This window comes from Henriciella aquimarina (assembly GCF_002088975.1).
GTDB classification, from domain to species: domain Bacteria; phylum Pseudomonadota; class Alphaproteobacteria; order Caulobacterales; family Hyphomonadaceae; genus Henriciella; species Henriciella aquimarina.
The window spans coordinates 36,387-53,315 of sequence record NZ_NCST01000132.1; the positions used below are offsets into that span (position 1 = coordinate 36,387).

Here is a 16,929-nt window from a genome sequence, read left to right on the forward strand (position 1 = left end):
ACGGCCTATTCTTCCCAGGTCTCGTATTTTGCCCGCATGTACTGCACATCGTCGCGGATCATCTCCGCCAGAACGTCTTCGTGGATGTCGGCAAGCTTGTTGATGTAGAGACAGGCCTTCCCGGTCTTGTGCTTTCCCAGCCGGGCAAGCTGCTCCTTTTCTGCCGGAGAACCAGACAGGACATAGAGCGCCAGATTGGCCTTGCGCGGCGAAAAGCCGGTCAGCATGAAGTCGCCCTCGCGGCCGCTCTCATATTTGTAGTGATATCGACCATAACCAATGATGCTTGGCCCCCACATTTTCGGCGCGAGCCCGGTGGCTTCAAAGAAAAGCGCAAGCAGCCGATAAGCATCCTGCCGGCGGGTTTCATTCTCGACACTGGCAATGAAATCCTCGGGGGATTGCCTGGCCGGCTTTGTCTTGTTGTCGGCCTTTGTCATTTCGTCCCCGGTGCGCAGCCCCGTAAGGATTTAGCCGAACTCCACCGCCTGCTCCAGATCCAGCACAATAATCAGGATCGTAACGATGATCAGAAACCCTGCCGACAAGGCTGCATTGAGCCAGGTTGCACGCGTCGCATTGCGCTGATCGATCCAGCCGCGCGGGCGGATATTCTTGAGCCTGAACACAATCAGCGCCGACAGGATCAGGCAAGCAATGTTGAGCGTAAGAAGAAGGCCTGCCCGCAAGGCAAAGCCCCATTCCTGCGCGCCCAGAAACAATCCGAGCGCCGCCCCCGGCGGCAGGAGCGCTGCGGCGACCATCACACCGACGAGCACGGCGGCTTTTCCCTGCGCCATGGAGAGGGCCGCCGCCCCGCCAGCGGCCAACGCCAGCGCCACGCCGTCCAGCCTGACCTCGGTTCGCGACATCAGCTCATGGCTGTCGGTGTTCAGTGGCAGGAAGAAGGACAGAAGGAAGGCAACCGCCAGCGCCACCCCGATCCCGGCAGCGAGCGTTCGAGTCGACTCCTGGATCAGCGGATAGTTGCCAAGCCCGGCGCCGAGCGAGAAACCAAGGATCGGCCCCAGGAGGGGCGCAATCACCATGGCGCCAATCACGGCCGCCACCCCGTCTGAATTCAGGCCAATAGCGGCCACGATGGTCGAAAGTGCCGACAGGATGAGAAAGTCCCGCGTCAGTGCCGCATCCCGCGATACATCATCGAGAAGCTCTTCGCGCAGCACCTGAAGGTTGGCGCGGGCATCCTCGTCTTCCAGCGGTTCCGGAACCGGCAGGGTTGCCTCGAGCGGGATCATGGTGATCCGCCAGTCACGGCGGTCGCGCAAGGCATCCTGAAGCGTGTCGGTGAGCGCCTGGCTGCGCCCGTCATGGGCAATGACACGGATCAGGATCCGGTCATGCTGTTCAACCGGAAACGCGATCCAGTCGACCGGCGCGAACGCCTTGATCGTGCGCACGACCGCATCGCGGTCCCTGAGCTTCAGGTGAACATCGATCTGGCGCACGTCAGTCCTGCTTCGGCGTGTGCAGGCGATTGATCAGGCTGGACGTGTCCCAGCGATTGCCGCCCATGGCCTGGATATCCGCATAATACTGATCGACAAGCGCCGTTAGCGGCAGGCTGGCACCGGAGGCACGGGCGGCATCGATGGCAATGCGCAGATCCTTGCGCATCCAGTCGACCGCAAAGCCGTGATCGAACTCACGGTCCGTCATCGTCTCCCAGCGGTTTTCCATCTGCCAGCTCTGCGCGGCCCCGCCAGAGATGGCCTCGATCACTTTCGACACGTCGAGACCGTTGCATTCAGCAAAATGGATGCCTTCCGACAGCCCCTGCACGATCCCGGCAATACAGATCTGATTGACCGACTTCGCGAGCTGGCCGGCCCCGCTTTCACCGATATGCGTGATGCGGGCTCCATAGGCTTTCATGACAGGCCGGGCTTTTTCCATGGCTTCGGTTTCGCCCCCGCACATGATGGTCAGCTTGCCGTTTTCCGCGCCCGCTTGTCCGCCCGAGATCGGGGCATCGATAAAGGTCGCACCGCGCGCCTTGCAGCGTTCATGAAGCCGCCGCGCCAGATCTGCGCTCGCCGTCGTATGGTCGACCACGATCATGCCGGCAGCCAGATTCGGCTCGATGGCATCGAAGACCGCCTCGACATCGGGGTCATCGCCCAGGCACATGAAGACGAACTCGCTGCCGAAGACGGCACCGGCCGGATCCTCTACAGCCTCGCCTTTGTTTCCATCGGCCCATTTATCCGCTTTCGCGCCGGTCCGGTTCCAGACCTTCACGGTATGGCCATGCTTCGCCAGGTGCCCGGCCATCGGATAGCCCATCACGCCGAGACCGAGAAAGGTACATTTGCTCATTGGCTAGTCGTCCCTGTTTCGTTTGCTGCCTCGCGCCCAACCTATGGTGCGGCGGGCCCGATCCCAAGGCCCGGATTACAAGACCTGTTCGCTATTCCCACGATGATAAGGATTTCCGTGAAATTGCAACGTTCTGTGAGACGAGACCTCAAGACGACCATGTTAACCAGGGCATACAGATCAGAATGATCGGATCAGGATGGTTACTGACTATGCCTCACCGCGCCGTACGGGCAGAACGCCCCAGGCGCCGACGCGCCGGAGCGGTGCCTGGAAGCTCGCCTATGCGGATTTCCTGACGGCCCTGTGCGCCTTCTTCCTGATCATGTGGCTGGTTCACGGCCTCTCAAGCGACGGCAAGAATAACCTGGCCGAACAGTTTGGCGCTGCCCATGCCACCTCTATGACTCAAGATAATGCCGAAACAGGCCTCAGTGTGGCTGGACAGGCGAGAGACCTGCTCTCGGCATCAGCCCTTGTCGAATCGGGCGGAGGTAACGTTCTCCTCCAGGCCGGTACATCAGATCTTCGAATCGAGCTCACCGACAGGGCGGGGCTGCCGTTGTTCGAGCGTGGGAATGCACAATTGAATAGTCGTGGAGACACGCTCATGAAGCTTGCCGCGCAGGCCATCATCACCCTCGGCATTCCCGTCTCTATCGAGGGCCACACCGACAGCCGGCCGATCGAGCGCGCTGATTATTCGAACTGGGAGCTGTCCTCGGACCGGGCGAATATTGCCCGCCGCAGCCTGATCTCCAACGGCGTCCCGGCGGAGCTGGTACAAAGTGTGGCCGGTCTCGCCGACACCCGTCCGATTGCTCCAGATGCCCCCTACTTGCCACAGAACCGGCGCTTGAGCATAGTCTTCCATCTTGAATAACGTTCGACGGCAACAGAGCCGAACGACGTCAAGGTGAGGAGGCCGGATGGCCGCAGAGTTTCTTACGCAATGGCCCATGTGGGTCAGTCTGCTAGCGGTCCTCGTCACCATTCTTCTCTACATGTTCGACCGCTGGTCGATGGAGATCGTTTCGGCTGGCGTGATCGCTGCCCTGCTGCTGATCTTTTCGCTGCCCGGTGCCGTGGGCACGGATGGGGAGCCGATCACTTCAGCCAACTTGCTTGCAGGCTTTGGCAACCCGGCCCTCATCACCATCATGGCCCTGCTCATCGTCGGTCAGGGCCTGTTCCAGACCGGGGCTCTCGAAGGCCCGACGAAGGCACTTCTGTCATCCTACGGGAAACGGCCGGTCTCAACGTTATTGATGACCTTCCTGTCTGTCTTCGCGATCAGCGCGTTCACGAACAATACGCCCGTCGTGATCATGTTCTTGCCGATCATGAGCTCCATCGCGATGCGAATGAAGACCTCGCCGTCGCTGCTCATGATGCCGCTGAGCTTCGTCTCCATCCTTGCCGGCATGACGACCCTGATCGGGACGTCGACCAACCTTCTCGCCGCCGACGCCCTGCGCCGGATCGACGGCATCCGGCTCGACTTTTTCGAACAGACCTCAATGGGCCTCGTGCTTGCCGCTATCGGCATGGTCTATATTCTCGTGATGGCCCGCTTCCTCTTGCCGGACAGGGGAACCTTCGCAGAGGAAATCGTCCCGTCTGGCAAGCAGTTCGTCGCCCAGATCGAGGTGACGCCCAATCACTTCCTCCTCGGCAAGCGCCCGGTGGCGGGCATGTTTCCCGATCTCAAGGACATGACGGTCCGCATGATCCAGAGGGGCGAGCGGGCAATCCTGCCGCCGTTCGAGGACTTCGAATTGCAGATGGGGGATCTCGTCATCGTGGCGGCCACCCGCCAGTCCCTTTCGGATTTGCTGGCCTCGAAACCCGGTATGCTGCAGCAGATCTGGCGGGGCGATGGCAACTCGGAGGCTGTCGATACGGATGTCCCGCCGCTCAGCCTTGTCGAAGCCGTAGTCGCGCCCGGGTCCCGCATGGCCGGCCGGACGGTGGAGCTGATCGGTTTCCGGCGGCTGACCTCGGCAGTCGTGCTCGGCATTCAGCGCCGCTCCCGCATGATTCGCGCAAAGCTCGGCGAAATTCGTCTCGAAGCCGGCGACACCCTCTTGCTTTGCGGGCCCGACGATGCGTTCCAGAGCTTGCGCGCGAGCCGCGATGTCATCCTGCTGGAATGGTCGCAGAAGGAAATTCCCATAACTGCTCGCGGTCATGCCGCACGGCTGATCGCCATCGCCATGGTTCTGGCGGCCGCGCTCGGTGTAACGAGCATTCTCATCGCTTCGGTTCTGGCGGCTGTCGCCATGATCCTCCTGCGGTGTCTGAACACCCGGCAGGCAGGCCGGGCGCTCGATCTCAAGATTTATCTCGTCATTGCCGCCGCCCTGGCCATGGGGACGGCGCTGGAACAGACCGGCGCGGCTTCCCTGATTGCCAACCTCGTGGTCAGCGCAGCCGCGCCCTATGGCCAGCTCGCTGTCCTGTCAGCGATTTTCCTGGCGGTCGCCATCCTGACGAATATTCTGAGTAATGCCGCAACGGCCGTGCTCTTCGCCCCGGTCGCCCTGGAGGCGGCCCATGCGTCGAATGCCGATCCCCTGCCCTACATCCTGGCGATCATCTACGCAGCCAATTGCAGTTTCGCCTCACCAATCGCCTATCAGACGAATATGCTCGTAATGGCGCCCGGTCATTACAGATTTTCGGATTTCATAAAGTTTGGTGGTCCATTATTACTCGTGATATGGGCAGCATTTACCGTACTTGCCCCTTGGCGATTTGATCTATGAATGCCTTAATCGGTGACAATGAAGCTTGATGAATCCCTCTTTACTGTACCCGGCATACGCCGCGGCCTTCGGTTCTACGTCACCGGACCGACGCCCTGCCCGTATCTGGCCAACCAGTATGAGCGGAAAGCTTTTACGCATCTTAGCCAAGCATCCCCGGATTCGCTGCACAACCAGCTGAGCGAGGCAGGCTTTCGCCGCAGCCAGTCGGTCGCTTACCGTCCAGCCTGCCCGAGCTGTAATGCCTGCCGCAGTGTCCGGGTCGATACAGCGAATTTCGAGCCCAGCAAGAATCAGATGCGCGTCCTGAAACGCAATGCCGATCTTGTGCGCCGACCGGTCGAGCCCAAGGCGACGCGGGAGCAATTCCGGCTGCTCAAGAACTACCTGCTGTCGCGCCATGACGGCGGCGGCATGTCGGAAATGGGCTTCCGGGAATATGCCGGCATGGTGAACGAGACACCGGTCCAGACGCTACTCTTCGAATACCGCGAGGGAGAAGGCGAAGATGCCCCGCTGGTCGCCGTGGCACTTACGGACATCCTGCGCGACGGCTTCTCGATGGTTTATACCTTCTTCGATACCCGGCAGCCGAAGCGAAGCCTCGGCACCTACATGATCCTTGATCACATCATGCATGCGGATGCCTTCAGCCTGCCGCATGTCTATCTCGGCTACTGGATCAAGGAGAGCCCGAAGATGGACTATAAGCGCCGGTTTCAGCCGCTCGAGGTGCTTGACGGGCCTGTCTGGCGTCGGCTTGAAGAGGACGAGTAGGGCTAGAAGACGATTGATCGCGGGTTCATACGCGTGACTGGGGGAGGAAATGATACGCAGACGGAACCTGCTTGGTGCAGGCTTGCTCGGTGTTGGAGGCGCCGCGGCCTCTTTCAGCACGCCACATAGTTCAACCAGTGTCTCGGCCCCCTCCGTCAACAGGCAACGCCGTCGTTTCAACATGGTGACGACCTGGCCGAAGGGCTTGCCCGGCCTCGGCCAGGCCGCCGAACGGGTCGGCCAACGCATCGCCGCCATGTCGGATGGCCTGATGGAAGTGAAAGTCTTCGCCGCGGGCGAACTGGTGCCGGCTTTCGAAAGCTTCGATGCAGTCGCGAACGGGTCTGCCGACATGTATCACGGCGCGGAATATTACTGGACCGCGAAGTCGCCTGCCTACCCCTTCTTCACCGCCGTCCCCTTTGGCATGACCGCCCAGGAAATCATGGGCTGGATCGATTTCGGCGGCGGCCAGGAACTCTGGGACGAACTCTCGGCCCAGTTCGGCGTCAAATCCATCCAGGGCGCCAATACAGGTCACCAGATGGGCGGCTGGTTCCGCAAGGAAATCAACAGCCTCGACGATCTGGTCGGTCTCCAGATGCGCATCCCCGGACAAGGCGGCGACGTGCTGCGGGCGCTGGGTGGCTCCGCGAAGGCCTTGCCCGGCGGGGAAATCTATCAGGCCCTGCAGACGGGCAATATCGACGCCACCGAATGGGTTGGCCCCTGGAACGACTACTCGCTGGGCTTCTATCGAGAGGCTCCCTATTATTATGGCCCCGGTTTCCATGAACCGGGCGCCAGTCTGGCGGTCGGCATCAATCGCAAGCTCTGGGATAGTCTGACGGCGGGCGAGCAGGCCGTGATCAAGGCAGCTTGCGAATCCGTCAATCACACCTCGCTGGGCGAATTCACCTATCAGAATGCCGTCTATCTGGACCTTCTCGTTCGCGAGCACGGCGTGAAGCTGCGCTCTTTCCCGGATGATGTCGTGAAGGCCATGGCGGAAGCCTCGCGTGACGTGCGCGCCGATTCCGGCAAGGACGGGATCGAAAAGCGGATCTATGAGAGTTTCGAGGCTGGCCTGAAGACGATGGCCAACTGGGCCTCGGTATCCGACGGCCCCTATTACGCCGCCCGCGAACTGGGCCGGAAAGGCTGAGCGCTCCAGATGGACCCGGCCCTTTTCCTCAAGCTCGGCGCCTTCCTGAAATGGATCGGCATCTGCCTGCTGCCCGTCTTCCTGCTGCCCTTGCTGACCCTCGTCATGCCCGGCACCTTTGGACGCCTGACAAAATTCGTCAGCGCGCAGATCGACCGGGCGACGCACTGGGCCCTGATCGCCTCGGCCGGCTGCGCCATGGCGCTTGTGCTTTTCCAGCTGATCGTCGTGATCGCCAGCTATGCTTTTGCGCTTTCATGGACCTGGATGTCCGAGCTCGTCATCTACGCCTTCGCCGCGATGTTCATGCTCGGGGCTGCGTCAGCGCTCAAGGATGATGCCCATGTCCGGGTCGACATCCTGCGCCCGCGCTTTGGCGAAGACGGCCGCAACTGGATCGAACTGGCCGGGACCTATTTCTTCCTGTTTCCGATCTGCATCCGGCTTCTGATGACGGGCGAGCAAGGCCTGACCCGCTCCTGGTCCCTGTTCGAGGGGTCCCGGGAAAGCGACGGCCTGCCCATCCTCTTCCTGTTCAAGACCCTCGTACCGGTCTTCGCGGTCCTGATGCTGGCGCAGGGACTGTCCGTTGCCTCCAAGGCTGCGTTGCGCTTGACGGGGCAGACGCCGCCGGATGACGAGGCCAAGCCCGCAATGAGCAGTCATTATGGAGCTTGAACTCCTTCTTGCCCTCTCAATGTTCGCGGCGGCCATCGCCGCGCTTCTGGCCGGTTACTCCGTCGCCGTGACGCTGGGCGGTGTAGCGCTCATTTTCGCCCTTATCGGCATGAGCCTCGACATCTTTCCGGAGTCACTGCTCACGAGCCTGCCCAGCCGTATCCAGGGCGGCTCCATCATGCAGAACGAGACGCTGGTGGCTGTGCCCCTCTTCATCCTGATGGGGGTCATCCTTGAACGCTCTCGCGTCGCCGAGGACCTGCTTCACGTCGCCAGCCGGCTGCTAGGCGGCGTGCGCGGCGGCCTGGGGTATGCCGTGGTGATCGTCGGCGCGCTGCTTGCTGCCTCAACCGGGATTGTGGGGGCCACCGTCATCACCATGACGCTGATCGCCCTGCCCTCGATGCTGCAGCAGAAATACGATCCGCGCCTGGCCACGGGCACCATCGCTGCCTCAGGCACGCTGGGACAGATCATCCCGCCCAGCATCGTCCTGATCCTGCTGGCCGACGCGATCTCGAATGCCGCCAGCCAGGCCGCGTCGAAAATGGACATTGGCGGCTTTGTCGTCTCTGTCGGCGACCTGTTCTCCGGCGCGCTGATCCCCGGCCTGATCCTTGTCGGGCTTTACCTTGCCTGGATTGCCATCACCTCTGTCCTGCGCCCGGAGCAGTGCCCGTCCGTCGTCCATGACACCTCGCCACCGCTGACGCGCAATGAAGTCGTCTTCGGTCTCGGCGCGCCGCTCTTGCTCATTCTTGCTGTGCTCGGCTCCATCCTGACTGGCATCGCCACGCCGAGCGAGGCGGCCGCAGTTGGGGTCGCAGGGGCCATCCTGCTGGCCGGCATGCGGCTCAGTACGTCTGGCGATCAGCTGTTGCTTTCCCTGATCTATATTGCCTTTGCAGGCCTCGCCGTCATTCTTGTGGTGACCAATCTCGTCGACATGCGGCTCGGCGTAGCCGGCGCCGGCGCGCTTGCCTTCGGGGCTGTGGGCATTGCCGTCATCGCCAGCGCGGTCTTCCTGGCCGGCATCGCCGCCGGCATTCTCATCCTGCACAGGCGTCAGCAATTGCAGCCCGCCCTGCGCAGCGGCGTCAACATCACGGCGATGGTCTTCCTGATCCTGATCGGCGCGTCGCTCTTCTCGCTTGTTTTCCGCGGCTTTGGTGGGGACGAGATTGTCGCCGACATGCTCCATTCCATACCCGGCGGGCGCTGGGGCGCGCTGGTCGGGGCCATGGTGGTGATGTTCCTGCTCGGCTTCTTTCTGGACTTTATCGAGATCATCTTCGTGGTGGTTCCGCTCGTGACCCCACCCCTGATCGTCATGGGCTTCGACCCGGTCTGGCTCGCCATCCTGATGGCGCTCAACCTCCAGACCAGCTTCCTGACACCACCTTTCGGCTTTGCCCTGTTCTATCTGAGAGGCGCGGCGCCGGAGGGCGTGAAAACATCTGAAATATGGCGAGGGGCGATTCCGTTTATCGGGCTTCAGCTGATGATTATCCTGCTTGTCGCCGCCATCCCCGCGCTCGCAACCTGGCTGCCGGGGCTCACTGCAAAATAGGACAATGAGAGACTTATGGGTGTAGAGATCGATCCCTTCCACGCGATTTCGATCAGCCGGCTTGCGCATGAGCTGAAGGCTGAAGGCCGCTCCATCATACACATGGAGTTCGGCCAGCCCTCGACCGGCGCGCCCCGTAAGGCGATTGAAACCGCCAAACAGGTGCTCGACGAAGACGGCTTGGGCTATTGGGAAAGCCTGCCGCTCAAGAAGCGGCTCTGCCGTCACTATGAAGAGACCTATGGCGTTGAGATGCGCCCGGGCCGCATCGCCCTCACTGCGGGGGCCTCGGCAGCCCTCGTCTCGGTGCTCACCAGCCGTTTCTCACCCGGCGACACGATCGTCATGGCAAGGCCGGGCTATGTCGCCTACCGCAATACGGTGAAGGCGCTCGGCATGACAGCGCTGGAGCTGGAGTGTGGCCCTGCGGAACGCTTCTCCATTACGGCCGAGCGTCTGGCCAGCCTGGAAACTGCGCCGGATGGTCTCATCCTGGCAAGCCCGGCCAATCCCACCGGGACGATCATGCCAGCAGACGAGCTGGCGGCCATTGCCAAGGTCTGCCGGGAACGAGGCATTACCATCGTCTCGGACGAAATCTATCACGGGCTCAGCTATACCGGCCCGACACATTCGATGCTCGAATTCGAGCCGGATGCCTTTGTCATCAACAGTTTCTCGAAATATTTCAGCATGGCCGGCTGGCGCCTTGGCTGGCTGGTGTCGCCGGAGGCCCACACCGACAAGACAACCGCATATACCGGCATCCTTTTTCTCGCCGCCCCGTCGCTCGCCCAGCATGCCGCGCTGGCCGCCATGGACGAAGATGAGGAGCTGCAAGGCCACCTGGAGACTTACCGGGCCAACCGCGCCTTGCTTCTGGAGGCCCTGCCCCGGCTCGGCCTCGGAGAGATCGCGCCGCCGGAGGGCGCCTTCTACATTTATACCAATGTCGAAGCGTTCACCGATGACAGCATGGCGCTCTGTAAACAGATCCTGCAGGACACCGGCGTCGTGCTGGCGCCGGGCGTGGACTTCGACCCGGTGCGCGGCAAGGCCTATATGCGCATCAGCTTTGCGGTTTCCCATGAAGAAACGAAAGAGGCGATCCGGCGGCTGGAACGCTGGTTCGCGGAGAATACCTAGAACTTGACTTCCGGCACGGTCGAAAGCTCGGTCCTGTCGCCGCCAAGATCGAAGAATTCGCGTTCGGGGAAGTTGAACATGCCAGCGACGATGGAGTTCGGGAACTGCTCGCGCGATGTGTTGTAGTCCTGAACGGCGGCGTTGTAGAAACGACGGGCCGCAGCGAGCTTGTCCTCGATCACCGAGAGCTCATCCTGCAATTCCTTGAAGTTCTCGTTCGCCTTCAGGTCCGGATAGGATTCGGCCAGCGCGAAAAGACGCCCGAGGGCGCTCGTCAAAGCGCCTTCAGCCTGTGCCATATCCCCCGGCGACTGGGCCGCCACGGCGGAATTGCGCGCCTGGACGACCTCTTCCAGCGTGCCGCGCTCATGCTCGGCATAGCCCTTAACCGTCTCGACCAGATTGGGAATGAGGTTCTGACGCTGCTTCAGCTGCACATCGATGTCGGCAAAGGCCTGATTGCACCGCTGCTTCTTTGCGACCAGCGAATTGTAGATGCCGATCAGGAAAACGGCGACGATCGCCAAGGCGCCGAGCAGGATGTAAAGCACAGTCATCGGGATCCTCCACCCTCGTTTCCCTGCAAACCTGAGTAGCCGTCACGCCATGTGCTGGCAAGCTATCCGTTGAATTGTCCCGATTTCGGGAAGCCCTTGGGCACAGCCTTGCCGGCCTGGGCCCGCTTGCCGAGCCATTCTTCCCATTCCGGGAAGCCACGGGAGCGACCCGCCGCATCGCGCACGAAAAGGCCATCTTCCTTGTGGAAGGTCATGGCGTCTTTCAGCTGATCCTTGCCGCGATAGGTCTGCAGTTTCACACCCTTGCCGCGCGGCATCTCCGGCAGCTCTTCCAGAGGGAAGACCAGCATCTTGCGGTTGGTGCCGACCACAGCGATATGATCGCCCTCGACAATTGAACAGAGCACCAGCTTGCCACCGCCTGTATTCACGGCCGACTTGCCGGCCTTGCGGTTTGATTCCAGCTCGCTTTCCGGGACGATGAAGCCATAGCCAATGTCAGAGGCCACCAGCCGCTTGCGCTCGCCTTCCAGCTTGAACATGGCGACAATGCCGACATTGTCTTCAAGGTCGATGGAAAGCCGGATCGGCTCACCATGCCCGCGACCGCCCGGCAGCTTGTCGCACGTCAGCGTAAAGGCGCGCCCGTCACTCGCCATCAGAACGATCTTGTCGGTCGTATAGACTTCCTCGCTGAGATAGAGGGAGTCGCCTTCCTTGAACTTGGTCGCCTCAAGGTCGAGGCCGTGGCCTTTCATCCCGCGGATCCAGCCCATCGAGGAGAGAACAACGGTCAGCGGATCCTTCGGAGTTGAGGCTTCCAGCGCTGCGCTAAGATCGATTTCGGGCGCATCCTCGAAGGAGGCGCGGCGGCGCCCCAGATCGCTGTCCGGGTCGAACGCCTTGCGAGCTTCTTTCAACTCCTTGCCGACCTTCGTCCACTGGCGGCGCGTGGAGTTGAGCAGCGACTGGATGTCGGCGCGTTCTTCGGTGAGCGATTCATGCTCGCGCTTGATCTCCATCTCCTCAAGCTTGCGCAGGGCGCGCAGGCGGAGATTGAGGATCGCTTCGGCCTGGACATCGGTAATCCCGAACCGGTCCATCATGACCTGTTTCGGCTCATCCTCCTCGCGGATGAGCCGGATCACCTCATCGATGTTGAGATAGGCGATGAGATAGCCGTCGAGCAGGTGGAGACGCTTCTCGATCTTGTCGAGCCGGAAGGCGGCCCGGCGCACCACGACCTCACGGCGGTGGTCGAGATAAGCCTGCAACACGTCCCGCAGTCCCATGACACGCGGTGCGCCCTTGTGGAGCACGTTCATGTTCATGGAGAAGCGCGATTCCAGGTCGCAGAGCTTGAACAGGCTCTCCATCAGCACATCGGGCTCGACGGTCTTGGCGCGCGGTTCGAGGACGATGCGGATATCGTCGGCGCTTTCATCCTTCACATCGCTGAGAAGCGGCGCCTTTTTCGTCTCAATGAGTTCCGCCAGCTTCTCGATCAGACGCGACTTCTGCACTTGGAACGGAATCTCCGTCACCACGATCTGCCAGGTACCGCGGCCGAGATCCTCCACATGCCAGCGCGCCCGGATCCGGAAGCCGCCCCGGCCTGTCTCATAGGCCTCGCGGATGGCACTGCGCGGCTCGACCACAATCCCGCCTGTCGGGAAGTCGGGGCCCGGCATGACATTCATCAGCTCGGAAATCGACGTATCCCTGTTCTCGATGAGCAACAGGGCTGCATCGATGACTTCGGCGACATTGTGTGGCGGAATGGAGGTCGCCATGCCGACGGCAATCCCGGTCGCGCCATTGGCAAGCAGGTTCGGATAGCCCGCCGGCAGGACGACCGGCTCGGTGTCGGTCTCGGAATAGTTGTCCTTGAAGTCGACCGCGTCCTCGCTGAGCCCCTCGAGCATCAGCTTGGCGGCTTCGGTCATGCGCGCTTCGGTGTAACGATATGCGGCTGCGCTATCGCCATCGATATTGCCGAAATTGCCCTGCCCGTCGACGAGCGGATAGCGCACGGAAAAATTCTGGGCGAGGCGTACCAGCGTGTCGTAGATCGCGCTGTCACCATGCGGGTGATAATTACCCATCACGTCGCCGACGATCTTGGCGCACTTGCGGTAGCCTGCATCCGGATCGAGCTTCAGCTCCCGCATGCCGTAGAGGATACGGCGCTGGACAGGCTTCAGCCCATCGCGCACATCCGGCAGCGCCCGTGACGTGATTGTCGAGAGCGCATAAGCGAGATAGCGCTTCGTCAGAGCTTCGCTCAGCGGCTCGTTGATTATATTGCCATCATCATGATCCATAGTATCGGACATGTCGGCTCCTTCGATCGGCTCACTGGCAGGGCAGAATCAACACTTCTGCAAAGGTAAACAGAAAGACCGGATTGGTTAAGGAATGAACAACACGCTGACCCGCACCATAAAGCAGCTCGGCATTGCTGCTGCTGTCGTGCTTGGCATTCTTGTTCTGAACCGCTTCCTCCCGCCGCAACACAATCCGCTGAGGCCGATCGACCTGACCGATCCGATCGGGATTGCCACACATTTCAAGCTGGCACGCATCAAGGACGACCATGGCCTGTGTTACTCCCTGCTCGACAAGGCTGAGGTCGGCTATACGCGTCTGCCTGAGGATGCCGGGACCGAGCGATGCCCGCTCCAGGACGTTCTGGTGCTTGACCGCTCGCTGATGCCCTATTCCGTGGCACCTCTTCGCATGACCTGCCACGAAATGGCGGCCCTGTTCATCTGGGAGAATGATGTCGTGCGCCCGCTCGCCGAAGAGATGTTCGCCTCACCGGTCGAGGAAGTGCTGAGCTATGGCAGCTTCTCGTGCCGTAACATTGCCGGGACCAACCGCCTGAGCGAGCACGCCCGTGCCAATGCCATCGACATCAAGGGGTTTCGCCTCGCCAACGGTGAGGTCATCGATGTCCGCGAGCACTGGCGGGAAACGAGCGCCCGTGGGGACTTCCTGAAGGCTGTCCATGAAGGCGGGTGCAAGGTGTTCTCGGTCGCGCTCAGCCCGGATTACAATGCCGCCCACGCTGATCATTTCCACTTCGACATGGGCAACGGGTCGCTCTGCCGCTAATCGCGTCTGGAAAGCCGCCGCGCAAGCCGCCGGCGCGCCTCCGGCAGATCCTTGTTGATCGCGTGGAACAGCCGCCGCTCGACGAAAAAGCCTGTCAGCGCCAGTCCGCTACGGATGTCGTCGCCGTGCGCCGGCGCCGCCGGATCGCAGAGAAATCGCGGCAGGACGAGGAGCCGGTCGACATAGTCTTCGGCTTCGGAGCCTTTCACAGCGCGCCCTGTCCTGGGCGAGACGTGTGTCAGCCCGTCATTCGCGCCGGAGACCGCGCACTGGTCGAGATCGAGCCCAAACCCAAGCGCCGAAAGCAGGCCCAGCTCCCAGCGTACATAGAGCGCGGGCCAGACGGCATCATCTTCCAGACTGTCCAGGAGCAGAAGGCTCGCTTCGTAAATGTTGGAGCCCGCCTGATCGCCCTCGTTCAGAACGCCGCGCAGCAAGGCACTCACCGAGGCGACGGCGGCCAGCGCATCCGGCAGGTCCAGCAGGCGTGCCGCGCGGTGCTTCGAGGCTTCGGCCACATCGAACCGGCCAAGCTGCTCTTCAAGACGACCGGACCATGACAGATCAACGGAGTTTCCCGCCTCGAACTGCCCGCGCTTCTTTCGCGAGGCCCCGCCATAGACGAGCCCGGACCGCCGCCCGCGTGTGCGGGTCAGGACGTCGAGAATCAAACCACTTTCACCGAATTTCCGCCCGCCGAGGATGAGCCCCTCATCGCGCCAGTGCATCAGGTATCGAACTCCAGGCCGAGATGCGCATAGGATTCCCGCTTCTCCTGCCACTTCTCATCGACCTTCACAAACAGGAAGAGATGGACACGGCGGTCGAAAAGTTCGCTCATTTCCTTGCGGGCAGCCTTGCTGACGGCCTTGATCGTCTGTCCGCTGCGGCCGAGCACCATGGATTTATGGCTTTCGCGCCCGACAATGACGGCCTGCTGGATCTTCACGTCGCCATTGCGGAAATCTTCCCAGGTCTCGGTCTCGACCGTCAGCTGGTAAGGCAATTCCTCATGCAGGCGCAGCATCAGCTTCTCGCGCGTGATCTCGGCGGCGAGCAGCCGCGCGGGGATATCGGCGGACTGCTCGGGCGGATAGAGCGCGCCGCCTTCCGGCATGCGGTCGGCCAGCGCCTTGAGCAGGACATCCATGCCGTCGCCCTTTTCGGCGGAGATCATGAAGATGTCGGAATAGACGCCCATTTCGTTGAACTCTGCCATCAGCGGCAGAACCTGCTCATGCGGGAAGAGGTCGATCTTGTTGAGCGCGAGCATGACCTTGCGCCCGGAGGATTTCAGCGTCTCGATCAGCGCCCGGTCATCGGCAACCGAGCGAGTCTGCGCCGGAGTTGCCGCCCCCTCCTTGTCGGCGATCCAGGCAGCCGCATCGACCAGGTGGACCACCGCATCGGCATCGTCCGCGCCTGTCCAGGCCGCCTTGACCATGGCTCGGTCGAGCCTGCGGCTTGCCCCGAAGATGCCGGGCGTGTCGACAATGACGAGCTGGGTGTCATCGGTGTGGGCAATGCCGCGGACGGGAAACCGTGTTGTCTGGACCTTGTGGGTCACGATCGCGACCTTGGTCCCGACCAGGGCGTTGGTCAGGGTCGACTTTCCGGCGTTCGGCGCACCGATAATGGCGACAAAACCGGCCCGACGGATGTCTTCAGCTTCCATTGCGCAACAAATCTCTCAAAAGGCGGTCGGCGGCAGCCATTTCCGCTTCCTGTCTGGAGCGGCCCTTCTCAACCGCCTCACCCCATCCGTCAACACGTGCTCTGACGGTAAAAACCGGCTCATGGTCCGGCCCGGCCCGGTCGACGATCTCGTAAGCAGCGTAAGGCGCACGATTGGCCCCGCACCAGTCGCTCAGCCGGGTCTTCGGATTCTGCTGGGAAACCTCGCGATGAACCAGCTCCATGATCCAGTGCCGGGTGATGAAGTCCCGTGCGGCATCCAGACCGCCATCCCGATAGATGGCGGCAATCAGCGCCTCGACCGCATCGGCGACACTCTTGTCATAACTGCCGCGCTTGTTCTTCTCCATCGATGGATCGAGAAAGAGGAAGGGGCGAAGACCCAGGCCCTCGCCGACCTCGGCGCAGGCTTCACCGCTCACAAGCTGGTGGAACAGCTTGGTCAGATAGCCCTCGCGCTCTGCCGGAAACCGGGCAATCAGCACCTCTGCCATGACAAGGCCAAGCACGCGGTCACCCAGGAATTCCAGCCTCTGGTTCGAGAACTGTGCATCGCCATCATAATTGTCGATCAGGCTGGGATGGGTCAGCGCGCGGTTGAGCCAGTCGGCGTTCTTGAAGGCATAGCCCAGCCGGCCCTCAAGCTCAGCCTGGCTTTCCGCATCGAGTTCGGGGCGCTTGCGCCTTGCCGCCTTCCCGGCCGCGCGCAATCTTGTACGTTTCGGACGTGCATTCTTCATGGCGCGAGCCTTATGGGCATGGCCTCGATAATGACAACTGCCGACGCCCACGGATGATCATCGGTAATTGTGAGGTGGATGACAGCTTCATGCTCGTCCGGCATCAGCGCAGCAAGCCGTGTCGCCGCACCACCGGTCAGCGCCATGGTGGGTTTGCCTGTAGGCAAGTTCACGACCCCCATATGCTTCCAGTGTACACCACGCCGGGGCACGCCGGTGCCAAGCGCCTTGGCGCACGCCTCCTTGGCGGCAAAGCGCTTTGCATAGGTTTCCGCGCTGCGCCGGCGGCGTTCGGCAAGCGCGATCTCGATGTCCGTAAAGCAACGCTGTTTGAACCGGTCCCCAAACCGCTCAATCGAGCGCTCGATGCGCTCGATATTGCACATGTCATTTCCCATGCCGATGATCATGGCCG

At 61.6% G+C, this 16,929-nt stretch carries 17 protein-coding genes; 8 read left to right on the top strand and 9 right to left on the bottom strand.

Annotated elements, in window-relative coordinates; all coding sequences use genetic code 11:
- Positions 1-5: 5 nt before the first annotated feature.
- The 3 genes from B8784_RS20605 to B8784_RS20615 are packed head-to-tail and all read right to left on the bottom strand — an operon-like array spanning position 6 to position 2,340.
- The gene (locus B8784_RS20605; RefSeq protein ID WP_084399953.1) at positions 6-440 is read right to left on the bottom strand and encodes a DUF1801 domain-containing protein; all 435 of its coding nucleotides are present in this window, start codon (positions 438-440) and stop codon (positions 6-8) included.
- A gap of 30 nt (positions 441-470) precedes the next feature.
- Entirely contained in the window at positions 471-1,469 is a 999-nt protein-coding gene (locus B8784_RS20610; RefSeq protein ID WP_084399954.1) for a TIGR00341 family protein, read from the bottom strand.
- 1 nt (position 1,470) lies between these two features.
- Entirely contained in the window at positions 1,471-2,340 is an 870-nt protein-coding gene (locus tag B8784_RS20615; RefSeq protein WP_084399955.1) for an NAD(P)-dependent oxidoreductase, read from the bottom strand.
- Between the two features lie 199 nt (positions 2,341-2,539).
- Here B8784_RS20615 and B8784_RS20620 point away from each other — a divergent pair, with 199 nt between their 5' ends.
- From B8784_RS20620 to B8784_RS20650, 7 genes are read left to right on the top strand one after another with little or no spacing between them, the layout of a single operon-like run.
- Entirely contained in the window at positions 2,540-3,223 is a 684-nt protein-coding gene (locus B8784_RS20620) for an OmpA/MotB family protein (protein WP_084399956.1), read from the top strand.
- A gap of 46 nt (positions 3,224-3,269) precedes the next feature.
- Positions 3,270-5,108: an SLC13 family permease gene (locus B8784_RS20625; protein WP_084399957.1), complete on the top strand. Its 1,839-nt coding sequence runs from the start codon at positions 3,270-3,272 to the stop codon at positions 5,106-5,108.
- Positions 5,109-5,126: 18 nt separating this feature from the next.
- The gene (locus tag B8784_RS20630) at positions 5,127-5,885 is read left to right on the top strand and encodes an arginyltransferase (RefSeq protein WP_084399958.1); all 759 of its coding nucleotides are present in this window, start codon (positions 5,127-5,129) and stop codon (positions 5,883-5,885) included.
- A 49-nt stretch (positions 5,886-5,934) separates the two neighbouring features.
- Positions 5,935-7,050: a TRAP transporter substrate-binding protein gene (locus B8784_RS20635; protein WP_084399959.1), complete on the top strand. Its 1,116-nt coding sequence runs from the start codon at positions 5,935-5,937 to the stop codon at positions 7,048-7,050.
- A 9-nt stretch (positions 7,051-7,059) separates the two neighbouring features.
- Complete coding sequence (locus tag B8784_RS20640; protein ID WP_084399960.1) at positions 7,060-7,728, top strand: TRAP transporter small permease subunit; 669 nt, start codon at positions 7,060-7,062, stop codon at positions 7,726-7,728.
- Positions 7,718-9,298, top strand: coding sequence for a TRAP transporter large permease (locus B8784_RS20645; RefSeq protein WP_084399961.1), 1,581 nt, complete (start codon positions 7,718-7,720; stop codon positions 9,296-9,298). Before B8784_RS20640 ends, B8784_RS20645 begins: the two co-directional genes overlap by 11 nt.
- A gap of 15 nt (positions 9,299-9,313) precedes the next feature.
- A complete protein-coding gene (locus B8784_RS20650; protein WP_084399962.1) occupies positions 9,314-10,444 on the top strand; it encodes a pyridoxal phosphate-dependent aminotransferase in 1,131 nt (376 codons plus the stop codon).
- Here B8784_RS20650 and B8784_RS20655 read toward each other — a convergent pair.
- Both B8784_RS20655 and parC read right to left on the bottom strand, forming a co-directional pair.
- Positions 10,441-11,001, bottom strand: coding sequence for a LemA family protein (locus tag B8784_RS20655; RefSeq protein WP_084399963.1), 561 nt, complete (start codon positions 10,999-11,001; stop codon positions 10,441-10,443). The genes B8784_RS20650 and B8784_RS20655 overlap by 4 nt on opposite strands.
- Before the next feature lie 62 nt (positions 11,002-11,063).
- Positions 11,064-13,298, bottom strand: coding sequence for a DNA topoisomerase IV subunit A (gene parC, locus B8784_RS20660; protein WP_084399964.1), 2,235 nt, complete (start codon positions 13,296-13,298; stop codon positions 11,064-11,066).
- Positions 13,299-13,380: 82 nt separating this feature from the next.
- Here parC and B8784_RS20665 point away from each other — a divergent pair, with 82 nt between their 5' ends.
- Positions 13,381-14,079: an extensin-like domain-containing protein gene (locus B8784_RS20665; RefSeq protein ID WP_084399965.1), complete on the top strand. Its 699-nt coding sequence runs from the start codon at positions 13,381-13,383 to the stop codon at positions 14,077-14,079.
- Here B8784_RS20665 and recO read toward each other — a convergent pair.
- From recO to acpS, 4 genes are read right to left on the bottom strand one after another with little or no spacing between them, the layout of a single operon-like run.
- A complete protein-coding gene (recO, locus tag B8784_RS20670) occupies positions 14,076-14,807 on the bottom strand; it encodes a DNA repair protein RecO (RefSeq protein WP_084399966.1) in 732 nt (243 codons plus the stop codon). The genes B8784_RS20665 and recO overlap by 4 nt on opposite strands.
- Positions 14,807-15,754, bottom strand: coding sequence for a GTPase Era (gene era, locus B8784_RS20675; RefSeq protein ID WP_084399967.1), 948 nt, complete (start codon positions 15,752-15,754; stop codon positions 14,807-14,809). Before era ends, recO begins: the two co-directional genes overlap by 1 nt.
- The gene (rnc, locus tag B8784_RS20680; RefSeq protein WP_084399968.1) at positions 15,744-16,514 is read right to left on the bottom strand and encodes a ribonuclease III; all 771 of its coding nucleotides are present in this window, start codon (positions 16,512-16,514) and stop codon (positions 15,744-15,746) included. Before rnc ends, era begins: the two co-directional genes overlap by 11 nt.
- The gene (gene acpS, locus B8784_RS20685) at positions 16,511-16,924 is read right to left on the bottom strand and encodes a holo-ACP synthase (protein WP_084399969.1); all 414 of its coding nucleotides are present in this window, start codon (positions 16,922-16,924) and stop codon (positions 16,511-16,513) included. The genes rnc and acpS overlap by 4 nt, the downstream gene beginning before the upstream one ends.
- Positions 16,925-16,929: the final 5 nt, after the last annotated feature.